Origin of the sequence: Enterococcus sp. DIV1224 (assembly GCF_050555455.1) — a bacterium.
Lineage (GTDB): Bacteria > Bacillota > Bacilli > Lactobacillales > Enterococcaceae > Enterococcus_B > Enterococcus_B lactis.
Window position 1 is genome coordinate 89,464 of the sequence record NZ_CP187860.1, and the last position, 21,000, is coordinate 110,463.

Sequence of the window (21,000 nt, forward strand, 5' to 3'; positions counted from 1 at the left end):
TTCTTAACTCTTCTCGTTTACCTCAATTCATTCTCAAGTGGAATCAACTCATCATCTAACATTTTACGCCATGCTCGCTTCATTTCTTGTGGGTATTTAAATGGCTTGGCTTCTGGATGTTTGGCTTTATATCCTTCGTAATCCTTACTGTTGATAATTGCTTTCATATTAGGAATTGGATCTTCACCTGGCATATATTGCAGATTAGAAGCATGTAATTCTTTCTCAGAAACAAACCACTCATTGGAAAAGGCATGAATCAAATCATCACTTGCTTGTGTAAAATAGCGACGTTTAATGACAAAGATATCTTCATTACTATCTAAAGTCCCCATATCAAATGCATTTAAGATTTGTCGGTAAATTTCTTTGACTCCTTCTGTTTTATTCAATTTAGCCAAAGCTTTTTCAATTTCTTCTCGTGCATCTGAACTATTCGCAGCATAAGTTCCTAGTAATTGATCAATATAAGTAGAATCAATATCATACAACTTAGTGGTATTTTCACTATAAAATTCGATCGTTGAAAAATCTTCTCCCTCTTTTTCTGGTTCTTCCTCCATCAATGAACCCTTCACGGTCTCGTACACGCCAATTTGTTCTTCCAAAAGTTGAATTTGATTGTTCAAAGTTGAAGATTGCACCATGTCATCATTGTAATCATCATAAGTCACTAACGATTCATACGCACGATTCAATTCTTGAAATGCTTTGACGTACTCGATACGGATTTCAAGTGGCGTATGTTCATCAATGGATTCCATGGATGAAACCTCTTTTAACTTACCATATGCTTGCTTGAATCTTTTTTTGGATTCTTGGTAACTTGGATAAATCAAACCCGATTCTTCTTTAGCTTCTGAATACAGTTTTGTCGCATCCTCGACATTCTTCTCCATTGTCGCTGGCTTTCGGAAAGTAACAATTAGTCCTTTTGTTTTTTCAGGATACGTACGGTTCGTACGTGAAAAGGCTTGGATCAATCCTGCATACTCTAGATTACGATCCACAAATAGGGTTTGAATCGTAGGGGCGTCAAAACCTGTCAATAGACGATCCACTACGATTACTAAATCGATTTGTTTCCCAAATTGTTTGAATTCCGCTCTTTTTCGTGCCAAACGATTATTGATGTCTCCGTTATAACGCTCAATGTCTGCTAGTGACCAGGCAGTATCATAATACTGATTGTATTCATCAATAATGTTTTGCATTTCTCCTTGTTGGGCGCTTGAATCTCGGCTATTTTCTTCTAATGAATAGGTAATAGCGATTCGTGGAAAATCAGGATCCTCCATCGTTCGTCCTTCACGAATGGGTTGATCTGAAAACTCTCTTGTTAACCAATCAGGCTCTTTCGTCATCTCTTTGATGGCTCGATAATACTTTTTAGCCATGTCAATGGAACTCGTGGTTAAGATTGCAGATTTCGTTGGACGGCCATTTCGAAAATCAAATTTTGTATAGGCATTATCTGGACGAAACATTTTATGGATGACTTTTTGGATATGTTCATCTGCTTCAAAAACAGCAGGGTCCAAATAACTTTCTTTTTTGATTGACTCCATTTGATCGATCATACGATTGATTTGTTCCGATGAATAATCTGCGTATGTTTCTACTTCTTTTAATTTCCGATAGATTTTATTCTCTAGTGAAGTCGGCTCCACGGTGTTTTCATGCTCTACTTGAAATCCCAAAACAGAGCCATCTTCTAGCGCATTCTTGATGGTATAGGTATGCAAAACCTCTCCATACTGATCATGGGTCGTACGTGCCAATTGCCCTTTGGCTTGTTTCCGATTCTCAGGGAAAATCGGTGTACCTGTAAAGCCAAACCAAGTGGACTTCGGAAACATTTTTTTGATTTCTTCCATATTTTCAGCACTTAACGCTCGATGACACTCATCTACTACAAACACGATATGTTGCCCCATTAATTTTTGGAAGCGATTGGTTCCTTTTTTCTCTTCTTGTTTCTTTGCATATTTCAACGCCGCATCTAGCTTTTGACGGGTTGTAATGATCACAACATTTGCATTGGCATCTGCCAACAGGGTTTCACTTAATTCTTTGGCACTTCCTGTTCCCACGATCAAGCTATTCGCTTTGGCGTTCCCGGAAGAAATCCCAGTATTAAATTCCGAAGCAAATTTCGTAAACTCTGTAGTGGTCTGATTATCTAAATCTTTGCGGTCCACTAACATGATCGTTCGATCGATCCCCGATTTTCGTGCTAAAAGCTTAGTAGATACAAAACTAGTCAACGTCTTTCCTGAACCAGTCGCATGCCACACATACCCTGATTGATGTTTATTTGCGGCAATAAACAAGGCTTGAATCGCATGCACTTGATAAGGATGTAACACCATGAGGGTTTTATTGTCTTGATCTTCACTGACAATCGTATAATCCGCAATCAAGCGATGGGCATCCGGGATATTTAGCACTTGTTTGCAAAACTCATATAAGTTTTCTACCTTTTTATTATCTTTCGTTCGCCAACTAAATAAAAACTTAGGATGCAAATCCTTCGGTAAGGCATTTGCAAAATACCGAGTCGTTTGTTCATTGGAAACCACAAACAACTGTAAGGTCGAAAAGATATTGTTCCGAAATATGCCTTCTTCTGCATATTTTTTGATTTGGTTAAATGCCTGATAAACACCATCTTTTGCAGTTACTTGTTTCAATTCGATTTGGACAATCGGTAAGCCATTGATCAATAAGGTGACGTCAAAACGTCGATCCCGTGCTTCTATGTTACTTCCACGTTTTGCAATTTGATGGACCACTTCATAAGTAGAGATTCCTCCACCAATGTCTTGATTGGAATAAAGGATAAGTGAGACAGAACCCAATTGTGGATCTTCTCGTTCAATTGTGATCCGAGCCATTCCATTTTCACCTTTTAACCATTTCGCAGCATCAAAGGGGGTTTTCGTTCGTAGCAATAATTCCGTTTTGATCGTTTCAAATTCTTTATCGGTCAAAGGAGAATCATTCAGTTCTGCTTGATTATTTGAGATGATTTTTTGACGTAAATTGACCCAAAGATCTTCTTCTGATTTTAGATCCGGACGATACGTCCACTGATTATGCCCTTCCCCCAATACACGGATCAACTGCTCTTCGACTTTCGCTTCCTCACGGTGACTAATTTTCATTTTTCTTCCCTCCTAGACAAACATTTTTTGTAAGAATCCTTTTTTCGTTTCTTTTAGTAAATCTAACTTACGTTGATGAAGAGCGATCGTATCATCTAGCTGCTTGAAGAAGGCACCAATTTTTTGTTGTTCTTCAAAGTTAACTGGTATAGGAACAGAAATATCCATCATTTTTGTTTTTGAGATATTATATCTCGAAATACCTTGTGCCAAGAATATAATTTTCTTTCTCACAGATTGCGATCTTAACATAAATGCTAAGTAATCCAAATCAAACTTTATTGTTGGACGATATGCAAAAGTAAAACTATTTAAATATATATTATTGATATCATGAGTCCATACTGACGACATCCCAACCTCTTCAGGTGTTTCAGAAGAGGTTGTAAAGAAAACATCCCCTTTTTTCACTTCATTTTGTCTAGGGTCAATCTCCACGTTTTCTAGTTGTTCAAGTGTAGCTTTTGGATTTTGGAAAACGTTCATATAAGTGACAAACTTAGCATCACCATGTCCGAAATCTTCTTTACTTTTTCCTGTTAAACCTGTGTATGTTTTACCAATCCCCCCCAACTTACGCTGTTCCCAATCTCCCGTAAAACCAGGAAACCGAATTTCTGGCACTTTTGCTCCGTTTTTAGGGAACATTTTTTGTAAGAATCCTTTTTTCGTTTCCTTCAGCAAATCTAACTTACGTTGATGAAGAGCGATAGTGTGATCAAGTTGTTTGAAAAATGAACCGATCTTGATCTGTTCGTCATAAGTTGGAAGTGAGATAGGTGTCTTTTTACCACTATCAATTGTATAGGTTCCGACGGTTCCAATGCCTGCAACGTCACGGATATACTTCTGAATTTTATTATTTATGAACGAGTAGTAAAAGAAGTTTCCGTCAATTTTATGCTCATTCTTGAACCAAATGATGTTTCCATCCTTAAAGTAAATTGGGTTATCATCAGTGATTAATAAGGGGACACCTATTGATCCGACACCAGTTACAAGCAAGTCTCCTTGAGAAACTTTACCTGAAATTTTCGAATATTCATTATATTTTTCTTCTGAAATGTAAAGATAATCGGATGGTTCCTCATTTTTTGCAGCTGAGACAATATCACGAGCACGTAAAAATCTAATACCTGAGTTAGTCCAATCTGATTGATGAATTCGCTTCACAGAAGTAACATCCATCATATCTCCTAACTTACGCTCTTCCCAATCTTCCGTAAAACCAGGAAACCGGATTTCTGGTCGTGTATCATTGCTCATGTTTGAACACCTCCAGCGCACCTTGCAACCACGCTTCATTTTCAGGTGTTGTTTGCAGGGAAGAGATAGCTTCTAAAAGTTCTTTTTCTAGCACATGCTGTTCTTGTCGTATCTTCTTGATGTCATTTCCGACATGAACCATATCAATTGGTTCTTCTTCTTCAAACGTATCGACATAGCGTGGGATATTTAAGTTATAGTCATTTTCTTTGATTTCATCAAAGGTTGCCAAATGAGCGTATTTCTCGACATCTTTTCTTTCAGCGTAGGTTTCGAGGATTTTTTGAATGTTTTCTTCCGATAATTTATTCTGATTTTTTCCTTTGACAAATTCTCGACTAGCGTCAATGAATAATACATCTCGAGTTTGACGATTCTTCTTCAATACAATCACCGTCGTTGGAATCGATGTACCAAAGAACAAGTTCGCAGGCATACCGATCACAGCATAAATACTGCCGTCTTCTAATAATTTTTGACGAATGACCCCTTCTGCAGCGCCACGGAATAAAACTCCGTGTGGTAAGACGATGGCCATGGTACCTGTTTCCTTCAAATGATAGAAACCATGAAGAAGAAACGCAAAATCTGCTTTGGATTTTGGCGCTAATTTCCCATAACGATTAAACCGAGAATCATCTAAGAAGGTCGTATCTGCTGACCAATTAGCCGAATAAGGTGGGTTCATTACTACTGCATCAAATGTGTAAGGTTCATCTGTTGGCCAGTCCTTATTCAACGTATCCCCATTGCGGAGATTCATTTCTTCGGCATCTACCCCATGTAAAATCAAGTTCATTTTTGCTAGATTGTATGTCGTTGTATTTAATTCTTGCCCATGATATTTAACGTTATCTGGGTGAGTTAAGTAGTTACGCACATTTAACATCAAGGAACCTGAACCCATGGTTGGATCAAAAACACTAAAGAATCGTCGTTCTTTTTGATCCAACGTCACGATTTGTGCCATCATATCAGAAACCATATGAGGCGTGTAAAATTCTCCGGCTTTCTTCCCTGCTTCTGAAGCAAATTGACTGATCAGAAATTCATAAGCATCCCCGATCACGTCCCCATCGTGACCTAAAACTTCCACGTCATTCAATTTCTTAATGACTTCGGTAATCGTCACATTTCGTTGTTGCTCATCTGTTCCTAGTTTTTTTGATTGGAGATCCACATCATCAAATAACCCATTAAATTGATTGTAGGTAGATGCCAATTGCACAAAGGCTTTGTTTAGATCATTCAATTGGAACGTTGCTTGTTTTGCTTGATCCGCTAAGACGTTGAAAAGATACTCTGGCGAAATCGCATACCCCAAAATATCAACGATTGTTGCAATCAGATCTTCTTTTGATTCTTCATCTGAAAGTAATTCGCGATACAACATCGTTTGTTTGCTTACCGTATCATATTCCTCTAAGGATTCATCTGCTAAAAGAACCACTTGTTCCAACAAACGGTCGGATAAATATTTATAGAAAATCAACCCCAACAAATAATTTTTATATTCTGACGCATCCATTTTGCTACGGAGATTATCTGCCGCACTAAATAATTTTTGATTTAATTCTGCACCCAAAAAGATACACTCCTATCTCTTATTTAAAGTTGCTATATACCCTCTTATTTTAGCATACTCCCTTTTAGAAAAAGCAAAAAAAAAAGAAAGAATCTTATTCTTGATAACAAGCTACGTGACGTATATGCCTAACAAAAATAGAACTTTTGAATCAATCTTAAATGAAGGTTTAACCACAGAACCGGCATCCATTATTTTTGATGAAGTTATCGATGACGTTGAAGATAGTAAGTATCATAAAAATTTAAAAGAACTTTTTTATTTTGCACTCAACAATGGACCACTGGTATATCAGTACCTGATAGTGATAATCCATTAATTATGGCAAAAATTTACTTAACAAAATGGTGTAATAAATACATCAGGGATAGGAATAACCCAGCATTAAAAAAACCTCTTAAAACATTTGGCGAAAAAGATGCTGCTTTAACTACTAGAGTAGCAGCAAATGCTAATATTGATGATCAAAAAGTATTGAATGACTACTTGCGTGGACATTTTTTATATATGAGCGCTGAGAACATGAACGGAAGTATTTTAGAGGAATATTTAGCCGAAGTGTTAGAACCTGAAGGTTGGATTTGGTGCGCCGGCTCTGTATATCGAGCTGTTGATTTCTGTTATTTAGGAACCTCACCAATTCTTTTACAAGTGAAAAATAAATACAATACAGAAAGCAGTTCGAGTTCAGCTATAAGAGTAGGAACAACAATTAGAAAATGGAATCGTTTAAATAAGTCGACAAAAATTTCTGGTTTGGATAGCCCTATCCCCAATTGGAAAGCATTAATAGAAATGACTGAAGCTAGTAAGGAACTGGCAGCTAAGTTAACTGAAAATAGTTATTTAGCTTATATTAATGAAAAATCCACACGATAATTATGGACACTCGATGACTAACAATATCCTTATTAGTATCTATCCACGATACATGGAAAAAATTATAAACAAACAAAAAAACTTTGAATTTAGAAATTTCTATCTTACCTCAGATCCTTATAATATCTTTTGGATTTACGAAACAATCCCCACCAAAGCTTTAAAGTATAAATTGATTGTAAAAAATCCAATTACTAAACTTAAGAAAAATCAACACTACTTTTTAGGAGACGATGAGTTTGAACAATTAGTTTAAAAGGGAAAATATGCTTACGAAATTATCCACCTAGAAGAAATACTTTTACCAATAAGTCTGTCTAATTTAAAAAATTTAGGAGTTACTGCACCACAAGGATATGCATATATAAAAAAATATCCTAGTCTTGTCGATATTCTCGCCGTTTGTATAATTAAGCGAGACAAATAAAAAAGCCATTTATGTTACACTCAAATTGTAATACCCGCTAAAGCATACAAGGAGAGTGAACATAAATGACTTATACCCATCTTACACCAAACGAGCTTGTAATGATAGAAGCATATTTTCATCAAGAAACTCCGGTTGCTATCGTTGCGAAGCAGCTTAAACGTGGACGCCAAACAATTTACAATGTCTATAACTTTCTCAAATGTGGTGGAACAGCACTTGAATACCTTGAACAATACAAAGAAAATAAGCGACGTTGTGGGAGAACCGAAATCATTTTTCCTGCTGAGGAAAAAGAATACATTGCAAAAAGATCAACTGAAGGTTGGACCCCAGACGTCATTATTGGCCGTGCAGAGCGAACCTTCTCTTGTTCAGTAAGTACCCTCTATCGCCGGTTTAAGACGGGAGAATTCAATGTTTTACATTTACCGATGCAAGGAAAACGAAAACCAAATGGTTATTATTTGTCAAATTAAGCGAGACAAAACTTTCCATTTACGTAACTCAAAAAAACTTCTAATGGTGTTTGGTAATTTAGTGATTTTCTAGGGATATGGTTTCTTTTGGACGCAACGGATGAGATGAATCCTTGATTGACTTGGTTGAAGTCCATTTCTTTTGGTAGTCCATCTTTTCGGAGGAGTCCGTTTGAATGTTCATTTAATCCCCGTTGGGAAGGCGTTCCTGGGTCTGCGAAATAAATATCAATATCATTCGTATTACTAATACTTTTCCAATTAGAGAATTCTTTTCCACAATCAAAGGTAATTGATTTGAAAAGATTTTTGGGTACGGATTGAAGCCATTCATTAATCGAATTTTCAATATCAACTGCCTTACGGCCTTCTGGTTTCAAGGCGATAATGGCTTTTGAAAGTCGCTCAACGAGTGTGATGACGACACTTTTATGGTGGATGCCGACAATCGTATCACCCTCTAAATGTCCAAATTCTTCTTCGAAAACGACATAATCTTTTTTACGTGCTCGATGCTAACTTCATTCAATCCATTGATTGTACTATTTTTTGCAGTAATATTCAGTCTACCAATTTGGGCTAAGCCTAATTCTGGAACTTCAAACTTAATCACTGCTTGAATTGAATTAATTGTATCTATATCAGCATTAATAGTAACCTGTACTTGATTTGTAACATCATTCCCAAAATCATCTATAGCTTTCACTTGAAAAGTATCAATGGCTATGACACTATCCCATGCGGAACCAATATCAATGGTTGCTGTTTCTTTTCCTAGCGTAAGTTTACGTAATCGAGGTACGGTCACTGTAACTGAGATTTGATCTGTTAAATCAGGTGATGCAAATACTACTTCGTAATCGCCAAAGTTAGATGTATCCACTTCGTTTTTTAGAACAACCACTTGATCCGTCAAATCATTTCCTGACTGGTCAATCCAGTGAACGTGACACATCTCTTTAGCAATTTCATCTGACCATTCACTATTTAATCTTAATGTGATATTAGATGCAGTAAGTTTACCCGTTACTTGTCGTACGACATTATTCGTATTTAGTCTTCCCCCTGTAAGACATAAATCAGATAGTTCATAAAATGAATCAACACTATTTAAAATGATTTTTTTTAATTCATCAGTAGATAGATCAGGATCTAGTGACAACGCTAATGCAGCACTACCAGTGACATGAGGTGTTGCCATCGAGGTACCTGACATATACGTGTATTTACTTCCTAGAAATGTACTAAAAACACGAAACCCTCTAGCGAATAAATCAACACCTGTTTTACTATAATTTGAATCAGAACTTCGTTCATAACCACTAGAATTTCCTACAGTAATAATATTAGGTATATCCAAAGAAGCTGGGTAAAAAGGTTTATCAGTCATATCTATCCCATTATTTCCAGCTGCTGCTACGAATAATCCAGGATAGTTTTTAATTGCTTCTTCTGTACTGCTATAAACAACACTACCTATACTAAAATTGATAATTGGAAACCCTTTTTGGGATGCATAATTAATAGCTTCAGTTAAGATTGCCAAACTGGTACCTCCACTACTACCAAATACACGTATAGGTACCATCGTAACATCCCAATTTATTCCAGCAACACCTAATTCGTTGTTTGTTTGAGCACCAATAATCCCGGCAATATGTGTCCATGTCCCATAGTATCCATAGGATCTGTATCATCGTCAAAAAAATCGTATCTCAAACTTTCATCTACATTTCCAGAAAGATCTTCATGTTGATAATCAATTCCTGAATCAATGACCGCTACCTTCACATCCTTAGAACCCTTGGTTTCTTCCCAAGCTGATGGCATGCTAATCTCTCTTAAATTAGCTTGTTTACTCCAATTAGGATCGTTAAGAATAATTGATCGATTTCCTAAAGAATCAGTTGTATTTGGCTCCTCAACATCATTCAACGGCTCTAGTTCAACCACATAGTTTGGCTCTGCATAATTGACCATATCAGAAGCATTAAATGTTCTTACTGCCTCTTCCACACTAATTTCTTCGTTCAATTTCACTAATAATACTTGATCTCGCTTATTATAATCGCTTTCATTTGTCCTAAGAGTCAAATCTTTTTCCACCATAACTTTTACACCCAATAAATTTTGCGGTTTATTTTTCTCTGTTGAAATTCTTTGTGTAGCCTTTAAACTGACAATTAGCTCATTGGGTACATACTCTATTTGAGAGTCATCTAATTGGCTCATAATCCTTTCTTTTTGGTTAGTATCTGCAGTTACTTGTTTAGTATGAGCCATGAACCCAAACATACTCACCCCAACAACCAATCCTAAATATATTTTCTTTTTAAACTTTTTCACCTACATCTCCTCCTAATAGTTTTATTTTAGAGTTAGCTCTATTACTTATTTACTAACTCAACAACAGATTATCATACACTTGTTAATGAAATCACAATATCTCATTAAAACACACCCTAAAATCATAACCGTTCCTATGCTCATTTTTTGGATTTTTTAATCACGTAACCAGAAAAATAAATCCCCTCTATTTCACGCAAATCAAAGAAGAACTAAGTAACTACCGTTTAAAGGTAGTTACTTAGTTCTTCTTTGATTATTATCTAACTTTATTATTCATTCCCCACCCTTTGCGCAGTGAGTCTTCGGTATCTTGTTTTATCTGACTGGTAGTTCTTATTATTTCTCCACGATCATCTAATTCTGGAACAATTGGATATTTTTCTCTGAACAAGTCTAGTTCTTTCACCACGTCATTAAACAAATCTTGCTTATCTTCTTGCGTAAGATTCTGTTTAATATACTCATCTAAAGCTTTTCTAAGCAATTCATCTCTTGTCATATTAGTCTCATACTTTTCTACTAAAACTCTGGAAGTCGCATTTAACAAAGTCGACAGTTTTAAAGGATGCTTGGTGGAATAAACCTTATCAAACTTTCTGATTGGTGCGCCAACTTTTTTTGTTCTTCCTCTACTCTGTCTTTCAACATTGGAGGAAGTTTTTATTTCTTGAACTTGGTGCACTTCTAATTGCTTATTTTCAGATGGTGTAATTGCTTGCTGCTTTTTCTTTGCTTCTGCTTCTTTTTTTATTTTGGCGAGTCCTTTGTTGTTCCCAAAAATATCAAGTCCTTTGATGTCAGCCAATTACTCCACCTCCGCATACCAATTCTCGTGTTCTTCCAATTCTTTCAAAATACTGATAAATAATTCGTGGCTTTTGCGATCCCATTGTTTTAAGAGACCTTTCTTTGTCTTCTCCATCGTAATACCTGATCCGTCGTATCGTTTTAAGCGCGCATTTTTGAGTACAACATTTTTAATCAAATGTTCCCCATAAATCTCTTGGGCTTGTTTATACATTTCCTGATCTACTGCGTCACCGCTTTCCAACATGAAAGGAATAACACCAGCAACATATAAATTTGTATCAAATTCTTTCACAAAAAAGTCCATATACTCAAGATATTGCATCGCATTTCTCATCGATTTTACTTGGGTCTGTAAGACGACGATTGCCCAGTCCGCAATGTACATCGCGGATTTACTATATACAGAAATAGAAGGTGGGACATCTAAATAGATGACGTCAAACTCATCAAATAATGGTTCTAGCTTTTCTTTCATATATTTGAATTGGGATAATGAATCATTATATTGGTCTTTGATCCAATCATCATACATTTCAAAGGACATGTCTGCTGGAAGTATATAGAGGTTATTGATTACTTTATAGACAGCCTCTTTAGGTGGAAGATTGTTTATCAACACGTCAGTCACAGTATTTTCGTAAACAATCGGTTCACCTTCTCCGCCTCCTTCTTCGTTAGTGAAGTTCATATGCGTTAAGTTCATCACATCAGAAGTATTTCCTTGCATATCCAAGTCAATTATCAAGGTTCTTTTTCCTTCATTAACTGCTGATTCAAACCCTAACATTTGCGCGCACGTACTTTTACCTACGCCACCTTTAAAATTACCGATTACATATTTCTTCGCTACCACGTTCCTACCTCTTTTCTTTTAGCAATATTCATTTGATACTATTATAACATATTTATTTTTAGTTACTACCAAAAAAAAGATATATATGTACTACCTTATAATTAATAAGTAAAAGGTAGTACATAAATAAGGAAAAGCTGAAATATATTGATTTATAGCTTTCCTCAAAGTAATGACGTTATTTAATTTATCGAGAAGCAGAGAATACTCGCGACTTTAGTCATGTGGATGAATCAGATCTTCGATAAAAAAGAAGCCGTCCTTCTTAAGAACGACAACAAATCACTAGATTAATTTTTTCAACTGTTCATAAAAGTTTTCATGCGTTCCACATAACAATACTGGAATAACCTTGTTTTCTATAATCTCGTAAGCTACTCTATATGTTGTGCCCGCATATTTGAACCCACTAGACCAAATACCTGATAAATCCCCAGTTTTTTGTTCACCCTTATATGGATCAATCGCAATTTCATCATAAATTAAATTCAAAAATTTTTCTTTCAATGTCTTCTCTTTTAGCTTTTTTAAATACTTAATGACATGTTTTGAAGGAACGATTTCATAAGCCAATTTCTGTTGCCAACTCCTCTTTAGTCATTACTTTAGAATTAGTAAGTGTATCTTCAGCAATATCTCTAAAGGAAGAATGCATTTTGTTTTTTCTATTCTTAAATTCTACAAGAATCTCATCTTTATCGTAGCCTTCTGCAATTATATCAGACAAAATATCTTCGCTAAAATCATAAAATTCTTTTTGTGGTTCAACAAATTCATAAAGAATACCATTCTCTACCAACTTTGCTTCAACTTCGACTCCATTAGGAACATTAAAATCTTTAGGTACTGTCAACATGATTGAATTGCCTTGTTTTCTTGTTTTTGTAATCATTTAAATCCCTCATTTCTAACAGTATGTAATTACTTAGTAAATACATTATACCACGAGATAATGTATTTACAAGTAATTACTGTGACTCGTAATGCGTCCTTGCTGAATAAATTTCAACCACGTGTTCATCTTCATCTACCTTATAAACAACCCGGTGTTGTCTATTCAATCTTCTAGAATACCTACCTTCATGTGTAGGTTTTAACTTCTCAAATGATTGGGTAGGGAGATAGGGATCTTCCTTTAAAGTCTGAATAACCTTCTCAAATTGAGGTTTCAAATTAGACTGTTTGATTTTCTTTAAATCAGCTTTAGCCGAGTTTTTAATCATCACAGAATAGTTATTCATTATAAGTTATCCGGTTCTGTTGCGAAGTTTGAAAATCAAACGCGCCCTCTCTGAACTCCAAATATCTTAGGCTGTTATTCCCATTAATACCTTGATTTCAGTAGACACCGAAAAGCCGAAGAGCGTTCCATTTCTTCGGTTCTTTTTATATATTCCTCGAATGGTCTCCATGCCCTTAATCGTGGAAGAGGCTGTACGGAGACTTTGATAAAATTTATTTCGTCGTTTAATAGGTCGATGGTCTTGTTCTATTAAATTGTTAAGATACTTCACAGTTCGGTGCTCTGTCTTAGTATATAAACCCACACTCTGTAACTTTCTAAAGGCGGAGCCAAGAGAAGGTGCTTTATCGGTCACAATTGCTTTCGGCTCACCAAACTGTTTATGGAGTCGTTTTAAGAAAGCATAGGCTGCTTGCGTATCCCGTTTCTTTCGTAACCAGATATCTAAGGTTAAGCCGTCCGCATCAATTGCACGATAAAGATAATGCCAACGTCCCTTAATTTTGATATAGGTTTCGTCCATTTTCCATGAATAGAAGGATTGTCTATTTTTCTTCTTCCAAAGATAATAGAGGACTTTGCTGTACTCTTGCACCCAACGATAAATCGTAGTATGACAAACATTTATTCCACGATCATTAACAATTCCTGAACTTCACGATAGCTTAGATTGTAACGCAGGTAGTAACCAACAGCGACAATAATGACGTCTTTTTTGAATTGTTTGCCTTTAAAATGATTCATTACTCTGTCCTCTCTGTCTTTTTTCTCAATTTTACACTAAAATAGATTTTTTGGAAAACTTTGCAACAGAACCCTTTTATTGAAAGTAAGAAGAACAGGCTTTTTTATTAGAGGCGTTCAAAATTGTTTGAGCGGTTAGCTTTTATTTTTTAGAAATAATTTCAAAAGTATTTTTGTTGTGTAAAGAAAGTTGTGCCAACCACTTTATTTTTAATGTTTCAGGATATTTATGGAAATTTAGCTTATTTGCACCAATCACAATGGCTCCGAATGAAACCAGTATTATCTCATAGCCAAGATTTTGAATATCGGTTAAAACATCATCCATTTTATCGAAAGATTAGATATTATTTTTACCAATTGTATTTGTTAAAGTTGTATTTCCAACTTTAATTACAATCCTGTCTCTATGAATGTTCATCAGGATATTTTTACAATTTCCATTTGATGTTTTGTATAGGGTAATAACTTTGCTATTATTTCATTTGTTGAAATCTTCAAATATCCAGTAGTAGTCCCATCACTACAACCATACCACCTGTCATCCGTTACATCTTTATCAAATATGATTTTAATTTTATTCTTTGTATCAATTAGTGTGCTAAAAACTGTAGCTGCTCCAATTTTGGTTTGTAGCATACTTGTCATATCTTCTTTGGAAGCAAAAGACACTCTTGAGATTCCTAAAGCTTTACTAAAATCTTTAGATTTAAATGGTTTGTCGCCACTCGTAATAAATAAATAGTAATTTGTTTTTTGTCTATTACACAAAAAGAGTGTTTTTGCCATATGCATATCTAATTTCAAATTCACCTGTTCGCAATCTTCCATAGTTATCACTTCGTCTGTTTCTACACGTTCATACGATATGTCTAAACTTTCTAAAGCAGCGTAAACTTTTTCTTGTAAAAGTGTCTCATATTTTTGAGGTTTATTGGTTTTTATTTCACTAACATTAATCAATCTGAATCCTTCTTTCACTTAATATTTACTACAAAGAAACTTTATCATGTATAATTACATCACAAAAGAGAATATATCAGATCTTTAGTATGATAAAACCAGATATTAATGAGGTGTAAGCATGGATATGAATATTCAAAAGTATATTGCTTTTCTAAAAACAGTTGAATTGAAAAGTTTTACTAAAGCAGCTGAAGCTTTAAATTATTCTCAATCAGGAATAAGTAGGATGATAAATGATTTGGAGGATGAATGGGGTGTGACATTACTTGAACGGAACCGAACAGGTCTACGTCTAACTTCTGACGGAATTAACATTTATCCATATGTAAAAAATTTATTTGACGAATATGAATCTATGCAGAGAAAGCTAGAAGAACTGAACGGCATTAAATTTGGCGTAATTAGAATTGGGACCTTTTCAAGTGTGGCTACGCATTGGCTACCTCAACTTATCTTAAATTTCCAAAATAAATATCCAAATATAAAATTTGAATTATTACTTGGAGATTATGATGAAATCGAACATTGGATTCTTACTGGTAGGGTAGATTTTGGATTTCTAAGATTGCCCACACTGCCAAAATTAAGTACGCAATTTATACATCAAGATGATTTCAAAGTTATAGTACCGAAGAACCACTTTTTAGAAAAGAAAGATTCTGTTTCACTCAATGATCTCTCTGGGTTACCTTTTATTCTCTTAGATAAAAATGGAAACTCCAATATCACTACATTATTTGAAACGATGGACTTTTCACCTGATATTAATTTCACTACTTGGGATGATTATGCAATTATGGCCATGGTTGAAAAAGGATTAGGTGTTAGTATACTTCCGGAATTAATTTTACAACGTGTACAATATGATCTAACAATTTTAGATTTAGATGTTCCATTATATAGAAAAATAGGGATTGCATACAAAGAAGAAAAAAATTTATCTTTAGCTAGTAAAAAATTTCTAGATCTTTTATTTTTTGAATAATTCATCAAAAGTCTTAGCTCAAAATATATTTACAATCATAAAATCAAATCGTTTTCAGACTATTTTGATAAAATACGAGATAGAGCCTAATATCATTACCTGACCACTACCGATCATAATAATTACTTATAACAAGATTGAGTTTATCCGAAACTATTCCAAAAGAAATTTATATACTAATCACACTTCACTAAAATTATTTCACCAATACAAATATTTTCCTATAAGCAAGTCTAAAAAAACTGCTATAAGACAAAAAAATAGCGATTTACGATTTTTTTACCACAATCAGTATCGAGTTTAATATAATAGTATTATCAAAAAGGGAGTGTGATCAACATGCAAAATATAAAAAAAATACTATTAGTAGAAATGAAACAAGTTGAAAGAAACGAAGCTGTTAACTGTGTTGCAGGAGCTATCAGCGAAGGACTAGCTAGTATTGATTTTGAAGCTGCTAGGGTCTAATGATATGTCTACTAAAAACAAATCCAAAGGACTTATAGTATCAACTATTATTTTTTCATGCTTTATTCTATTAGGTATCCATAATTTCAGCACAAACCTTTCAATCCCAAAATTATTATTAAACAGTTTAGGGATCTTCTTGTTTATCCTTTTACTCTTTCTTTCGATAAGAGAATTATTCAAACGGTAAAAACTATACTGTTTGTTGCAACAATTTTATTTATCTAATAAAAAAAGATAGTCTTCAAAGAAAAAGCTATTCTTAACATATGGCATTTTCATATTTTTAATTACCTATGACGTTCTATGGGAGATTTATTCTCATTATGATACAAAATAAAGTTATATAATTTGAAGAACACTTAAATAGCCTTAGTATTGCACACAAAAGCCGACTACTTCAATTTATGATGTAGTCGGTCTTTTTTAAATATTATTTGTACTAGATACTCACTATCAGTAGCTTCTTGTAAAACAGATTTTAGGATTACAATTTAAAATTCATTTACTTCCTTTTTAGGCATTTTTACTAAGAAGAACAGTGGGCTTTTGCCTACTGCTCTTCCTCTTTATCCAATCCCGCAATCTTTCGCTGTTTCCGATTAGATTCTTCAGCTACCCACTGTAAAACAGTCATAAACTCTTTTCGAGTAGCCTTTTCTTCAAATTCTCCATAGCTGCGATTATATTTTTTCATTATTTCCTCAGCTTCTTCTCTTTCAATCAAGTAACTTCACATCCAATTCGTTTTAAGTATAAGTGTCTCGCAATATAAGGTCGATATCTGTCACAGCAAGAACTATTATTGTAATCTGGTTGATATAGAATTTTATTACTATAGAAAAAATTAAATACTATAATTTAATCTAAAAAAGCTATTGCATACTACAACATATTTGTTGAAATGATAGAATAAAAGAATAATTTTAACAAATTAGAGAAGCTTGTTTCCATTTTTCATAGTGTAAAAAGTTTTTCAATTTATTCTGTGGCTGATAAACGTGGAAGCTGACTTAGTATCTCCGACATGGTAGTTAGTTCTGTTAAATGGTAATGCCCATTTGGTAATGTCTCTATTAAAATTTTGTTCGCAACAAATACCGCGATTTCTGCAGTCATTTTTGCTTCTTCTTCTCCAAAGAGAACAATTTTTTCAGGATCTTTAACTTGTCCATTTGATACTTTTACAACAAAAGAACGATCTCCGACTAATCCTCGTTTCATGAACCATACGGGGCTCTTTATTACTCTTGGATTTTTAAAAAGTCTTGCTAGTCCAACTTTTTTTATTGTTCTTAACAATGCAGTCAACCAATTTTGATCCAAACCGAGAAATGTTACATAATTGCGTGAAGGATCTGCAGAAAAAAGTAAATGCTGATCGGCAAAGCCAAAGTTAGCACTGCGACGCTTCCCAAATGGTGGTCCAAAATCCGTTTTTCGACTATAGACAAAATTTTCAATTGGTTGTGCCCATTTAGGATGTATATACGTACGATTTAATTGCTCAAAGGTCCATCTTACTGCTGCTTCACCGTGACGATCACCTATTCCTAAAAGGACATCAATTACTATCATTTGAGCAGATGGCTCTTTCTTAGTGTACGCGGCCGCGGCTAAGTTGGTAACACCAGGTGCTAACCCTAAACCAATGACTCTCTTGCTTTTTTCAGGAATGGGTAGCAAATTAACTTTTTTCAAAAAATCACTATTGGCACTGATATCCAAATAATCAATTCCTAATTTTTGACATTGTTCGACAAACTGGGTATCCGTTTGGTCCAAACAAACAATTACCATATCAAGATCAGCAAGTTTTTCAGGAATAACAAATTTATTCAAGTCTACTTCACTCTGTTCTAGAATGGGTAAAAATTCTTGGGCAAATACTTCCATTTTTTTTAAATTTCTTCCCATTAAAACAACGAAATACCCATGATTTGTTAACTCTCTAACATTACCTTTTCCAACCTGTCCATGACCGCCAACTACTGCTATCGTCTTCATCTTTCTTCTCCTTTATCTACCAAGTTAATTCATTTTTACCGATAGGCTAAATCGTATAAAAACTAACCACTTTTAATCATTATTTTATTCTTAGTTTTATGTGAGATAAATTAACCATTTTAAGTTTACAAATGTAATCAATTTCTATTACTTTATAAGTATCGTTTACATTCGTCAACGATAGAGCTTGAAATATTTTTATTTGAAAATTTTGTATTTAGATGATTATGAACTAATACAGTGTCGGAGGATACCTATGTATTTAAACTAAACTATTTTAGAAAAACCAGTAATCCTTTGAATTTTCTATTGGAAAATGAAGTAAAATATTATAAGAATAACCTTTAAAGTTGGGCAACTATTATTCAAACATCTAAACATACTCCTAAGAGAAATAGATATATAATAGACTAAGGAAGCGTTTTAAATATTGTAGAAAATAGAGAAAATTTATCAGATCTTCGGTTTAATTTTTACAGCGTTAATCGCTCTTGATATGAATGAGCTCTGATAAAGCCGAAGTAAATTGGCGATTTGAAAAGTTCAATTATTTGAGAATAGAATATTTTTTATATAGAATTGAGTTATAGTTAAGGGGGAATAGGTGTGTTAAATAAAATGTCAATTTCAACTGTGGAAGTCGATGGTGGTCGTGAAAATGAGCGATAATTTATTTTTAGAAGTACAACCAGAAGTATTTAAGCAAGTACCTCGTTTAAAGGATGGATTCTTGTTAACTTTAAATGATGGCTCTAATCAATTTTCTTCAGCAGAGGGATGCTGTATGATTGGTGATCATTTTTTATTAGTTTCCACACAACATTATATTCCAGCATATGATTTAACAATACCTTGCGAAGAAGCAACAGTTAAAACATCTGAATACGATACTACCTTTATTAATGGGCATTTAGTATTAGAGGTAACTCCATCAAATCAAACAATTCGTTTAAAGAATGAAAGTGGTATTTTAGATAGCAATGTCCAAGTCTATTTTGACTCATCAGACGCTTCGTAAATCTGTTCTAAATATAGTTTTAAAACCTCGAATATTTCTTATATCGAGGTTTTTTGATGAATTACCTAGTGTTTACGTGTTAGGGAACAATCGATCGAGCGTCACTAAAACACCGTCTTCGTCATTTGAAGGACATTGATGCTTAGCAACTTGCTTAACAGCTTCCGTTGCATTATCCATTGCATAACTCAGACCACAATACTCCAACATCTCAATGTCATTGCCCCCATCTCCAAAAGCAACGCACTGGTCAGGATTAATCCCCAAGCGCTCAACTAACATTTTCAAGCCGAAAGTTTTATGGCACTCAGAAAGAATCAAGTCTACAGAACCATGACCACTACTGGTAGGTACTAATAGCCCGGCTAATTTTTCACGGAACAATTCAACGTAAAATTCGGTTTTTTCAACAGGCATAGTCGGAGCAAATTTTAAAATTTTATCTTGAACTTCTGCAAAATCAGCTACCCATTCTAATCTATGGTAATAGATATTGGTTAGATCAAAAAATGCTTGACTCACCTTTCCTCTTTCACAGTAGGCACTATTCAGACCACACATCACATTTTTTACTTCAGGATAGTCTTTACATAAATCAAGGACCACCTCGATCGCTTTTCTAGGCATATCGGCTGAAAATAGTACCTCTGTTTTATCTTTAACAAAAGCACCATTTTCAGCAACAAAACTTAATTCATCATAATAATTTGGAAATAACGATCTCAATTGGTAGTATTGATTTCCACTTGCAACAACAAATTGACAATCAACAGCTTTCATTCACGATAAAACAGCCTTGAACCTTGGGATATCGTATGTGTAATCAGTACGAGCAAATGTTCCATCCATATCTACTGCTACCAACTTTAGATTATGAGGATTCTTATTCATAAAAACACTCCTGTCGCCTTTGATATCTTCATTATATTGAAAAAGTATTCAGACCTAAAGCAGCCTATTTTTCTTACTCCGTTAAAAATAAGAACATTTCTAATTTCAGTTAACTATCTAGATACATACAAGCCATTTTTTGTATTAAAAGCTACCGACCTGTCTTTCTCCTAACCCACAGGTCAGCCTAAATCAGTGTTGACATAAGATTTTTATCATTTTTACTTTAACTGATTTTCTATAACTGGTACATCCTTGGTCAGCTAGTATCATAAGTTGATCCTAAGATAAGCACCTTATTACTGAATGTAATACACAAATTTGATCTGGATAATTCATAACCTAGAAATAGGCCATCAAAATAAAAATATTACTTTTATTCATGTTCAATCAGTTAATAAACCATTCATGAATTATTTTTTTACTAAATGCGTTATAGGGTATGGTTTACCAAAACCATCTAAGTCTTCTTCAGATTCAATTTCAAATCCATGGCTTAAATAAAAATGTTTTGCATATTTATTTTGACTATTAACATCAATTCTTTTTATATCTTCAGTTTCAATCAGCTCAATTAATATTTGACTACCATATCGCTTACCAATAAAATCTGGATCAAGAAATAGCATAACTAATTCTTCTGCACTTACACCACTAAAACCGACAATTTCTCCGTTATCTTCCCATAAATAAAGTTTAACCTCATCTAAGTTCTCAGGAATGATTGCTTTATAAAAATTAAAATCTGCTTCAGCTAGAAAATCATGGGTTTGCTTTACTGACTTCTCCCAAATTTCTAAAACTAATTTATAATCATTTTTATTTGCTATTCTTTTGTTTAACATGCTCTTATTCCCCTTTTC

At 34.3% G+C, this 21,000-nt stretch carries 18 protein-coding genes and 5 pseudogenes; 6 read left to right on the plus strand and 17 right to left on the minus strand.

Annotation, left to right across the window (positions count from 1 at the left end; genetic code table 11):
• Window positions 1–17: 17 nt before the first annotated feature.
• The 3 genes from IGK53_RS13180 to IGK53_RS13190 are packed head-to-tail and all read right to left on the minus strand — an operon-like array spanning window position 18 to window position 6,018.
• A complete protein-coding gene (locus IGK53_RS13180; protein WP_430605046.1) occupies window positions 18–3,167 on the minus strand; it encodes a type I restriction endonuclease subunit R in 3,150 nt (1,049 codons plus the stop codon).
• Window positions 3,168–3,179: 12 nt separating this feature from the next.
• Complete coding sequence (locus IGK53_RS13185) at window positions 3,180–4,433, minus strand: restriction endonuclease subunit S (protein ID WP_195364571.1); 1,254 nt, start codon at window positions 4,431–4,433, stop codon at window positions 3,180–3,182.
• Window positions 4,423–6,018 (minus strand): type I restriction-modification system subunit M, encoded by a 1,596-nt coding sequence (locus IGK53_RS13190; RefSeq protein ID WP_195364570.1) that lies wholly within the window; start codon window positions 6,016–6,018, stop codon window positions 4,423–4,425. The genes IGK53_RS13185 and IGK53_RS13190 overlap by 11 nt, the downstream gene beginning before the upstream one ends.
• Before the next feature lie 321 nt (window positions 6,019–6,339).
• On the opposite strand from IGK53_RS13190, the gene IGK53_RS13195 reads away from it, so the two are divergent.
• The 3 genes and pseudogenes from IGK53_RS13195 to IGK53_RS13205 all read left to right on the plus strand — a co-directional run.
• On the plus strand, window positions 6,340–6,897 hold the full coding sequence (locus tag IGK53_RS13195; protein WP_195364569.1) for a SinI family restriction endonuclease: 558 nt from the start codon (window positions 6,340–6,342) through the stop codon (window positions 6,895–6,897).
• A 13-nt stretch (window positions 6,898–6,910) separates the two neighbouring features.
• Window positions 6,911–7,153: a hypothetical protein gene (locus IGK53_RS13200; RefSeq protein WP_002324480.1), complete on the plus strand. Its 243-nt coding sequence runs from the start codon at window positions 6,911–6,913 to the stop codon at window positions 7,151–7,153.
• Window positions 7,154–7,389: 236 nt separating this feature from the next.
• Window positions 7,390–7,788, plus strand: a pseudogene (locus tag IGK53_RS13205) (transposase); the annotation flags it as partial.
• Window positions 7,789–7,799: 11 nt separating this feature from the next.
• On the opposite strand, the pseudogene IGK53_RS13210 reads toward IGK53_RS13205, so the two are convergent.
• The 10 genes and pseudogenes from IGK53_RS13210 to IGK53_RS13255 form a co-directional block, all read right to left on the minus strand.
• Window positions 7,800–8,309, minus strand: a pseudogene (locus tag IGK53_RS13210) (IS30 family transposase); the annotation flags it as partial.
• Window positions 8,264–9,783: pseudogene (locus IGK53_RS13215) on the minus strand (S8 family serine peptidase). The pseudogenes IGK53_RS13210 and IGK53_RS13215, both read right to left, overlap by 46 nt.
• Window positions 9,784–9,819: 36 nt before the next feature.
• Window positions 9,820–10,098, minus strand: a pseudogene (locus IGK53_RS13220) (thermophilic serine proteinase); the annotation flags it as partial.
• A 310-nt stretch (window positions 10,099–10,408) separates the two neighbouring features.
• Complete coding sequence (locus IGK53_RS13225; protein ID WP_002292681.1) at window positions 10,409–10,957, minus strand: hypothetical protein; 549 nt, start codon at window positions 10,955–10,957, stop codon at window positions 10,409–10,411.
• Window positions 10,958–11,815 (minus strand): ParA family protein, encoded by an 858-nt coding sequence (locus tag IGK53_RS13230; RefSeq protein ID WP_002292680.1) that lies wholly within the window; start codon window positions 11,813–11,815, stop codon window positions 10,958–10,960.
• A gap of 285 nt (window positions 11,816–12,100) precedes the next feature.
• Window positions 12,101–12,388 (minus strand): type II toxin-antitoxin system mRNA interferase toxin, RelE/StbE family, encoded by a 288-nt coding sequence (locus IGK53_RS13235; protein ID WP_002292679.1) that lies wholly within the window; start codon window positions 12,386–12,388, stop codon window positions 12,101–12,103.
• Window positions 12,378–12,707: an AbrB/MazE/SpoVT family DNA-binding domain-containing protein gene (locus tag IGK53_RS13240; RefSeq protein ID WP_002292678.1), complete on the minus strand. Its 330-nt coding sequence runs from the start codon at window positions 12,705–12,707 to the stop codon at window positions 12,378–12,380. Before IGK53_RS13240 ends, IGK53_RS13235 begins: the two co-directional genes overlap by 11 nt.
• A 76-nt stretch (window positions 12,708–12,783) precedes the next feature.
• The gene (locus tag IGK53_RS13245; RefSeq protein WP_002314366.1) at window positions 12,784–13,056 is read right to left on the minus strand and encodes a Txe/YoeB family addiction module toxin; all 273 of its coding nucleotides are present in this window, start codon (window positions 13,054–13,056) and stop codon (window positions 12,784–12,786) included.
• A 66-nt stretch (window positions 13,057–13,122) separates the two neighbouring features.
• Window positions 13,123–13,802, minus strand: a protein-coding gene (locus tag IGK53_RS13250; RefSeq protein ID WP_100067467.1) for an IS6-like element ISS1N family transposase whose coding sequence is annotated in 2 segments (ribosomal slippage) — window positions 13,123–13,697 and window positions 13,697–13,802 — 681 coding nt in all. Because the reading frame shifts where the segments join, the coding sequence is not laid out codon by codon here.
• Between the two features lie 420 nt (window positions 13,803–14,222).
• Complete coding sequence (locus IGK53_RS13255) at window positions 14,223–14,765, minus strand: prolyl-tRNA synthetase associated domain-containing protein (protein ID WP_002329837.1); 543 nt, start codon at window positions 14,763–14,765, stop codon at window positions 14,223–14,225.
• 121 nt (window positions 14,766–14,886) lie between these two features.
• Here IGK53_RS13255 and IGK53_RS13260 point away from each other — a divergent pair, with 121 nt between their 5' ends.
• Window positions 14,887–15,753 (plus strand): LysR family transcriptional regulator, encoded by an 867-nt coding sequence (locus tag IGK53_RS13260; protein ID WP_002314371.1) that lies wholly within the window; start codon window positions 14,887–14,889, stop codon window positions 15,751–15,753.
• Between the two features lie 339 nt (window positions 15,754–16,092).
• A complete protein-coding gene (locus IGK53_RS13265; protein WP_002316733.1) occupies window positions 16,093–16,221 on the plus strand; it encodes a hypothetical protein in 129 nt (42 codons plus the stop codon).
• Between the two features lie 553 nt (window positions 16,222–16,774).
• Here IGK53_RS13265 and IGK53_RS13270 read toward each other — a convergent pair.
• Complete coding sequence (locus IGK53_RS13270; protein ID WP_002329838.1) at window positions 16,775–16,918, minus strand: hypothetical protein; 144 nt, start codon at window positions 16,916–16,918, stop codon at window positions 16,775–16,777.
• Window positions 16,919–17,202: 284 nt separating this feature from the next.
• Window positions 17,203–18,228: a saccharopine dehydrogenase NADP-binding domain-containing protein gene (locus IGK53_RS13275; RefSeq protein ID WP_002293560.1), complete on the minus strand. Its 1,026-nt coding sequence runs from the start codon at window positions 18,226–18,228 to the stop codon at window positions 17,203–17,205.
• Between the two features lie 658 nt (window positions 18,229–18,886).
• Between IGK53_RS13275 and IGK53_RS13280 the strand changes: the two genes are divergently transcribed.
• Window positions 18,887–19,246 carry an iron-sulfur cluster biosynthesis family protein gene (locus tag IGK53_RS13280; protein ID WP_002303333.1) on the plus strand — a complete coding sequence of 120 codons (360 nt, stop codon included), beginning with the start codon at window positions 18,887–18,889 and terminating at the stop codon, window positions 19,244–19,246.
• A gap of 72 nt (window positions 19,247–19,318) precedes the next feature.
• Here IGK53_RS13280 and IGK53_RS13285 read toward each other — a convergent pair.
• Window positions 19,319–20,137, minus strand: a pseudogene (locus IGK53_RS13285) (Cof-type HAD-IIB family hydrolase).
• Window positions 20,138–20,550: 413 nt separating this feature from the next.
• Window positions 20,551–20,982 (minus strand): GNAT family N-acetyltransferase, encoded by a 432-nt coding sequence (locus tag IGK53_RS13290; protein ID WP_002293556.1) that lies wholly within the window; start codon window positions 20,980–20,982, stop codon window positions 20,551–20,553.
• Between the last annotated feature and the right edge of the window lie 18 nt (window positions 20,983–21,000).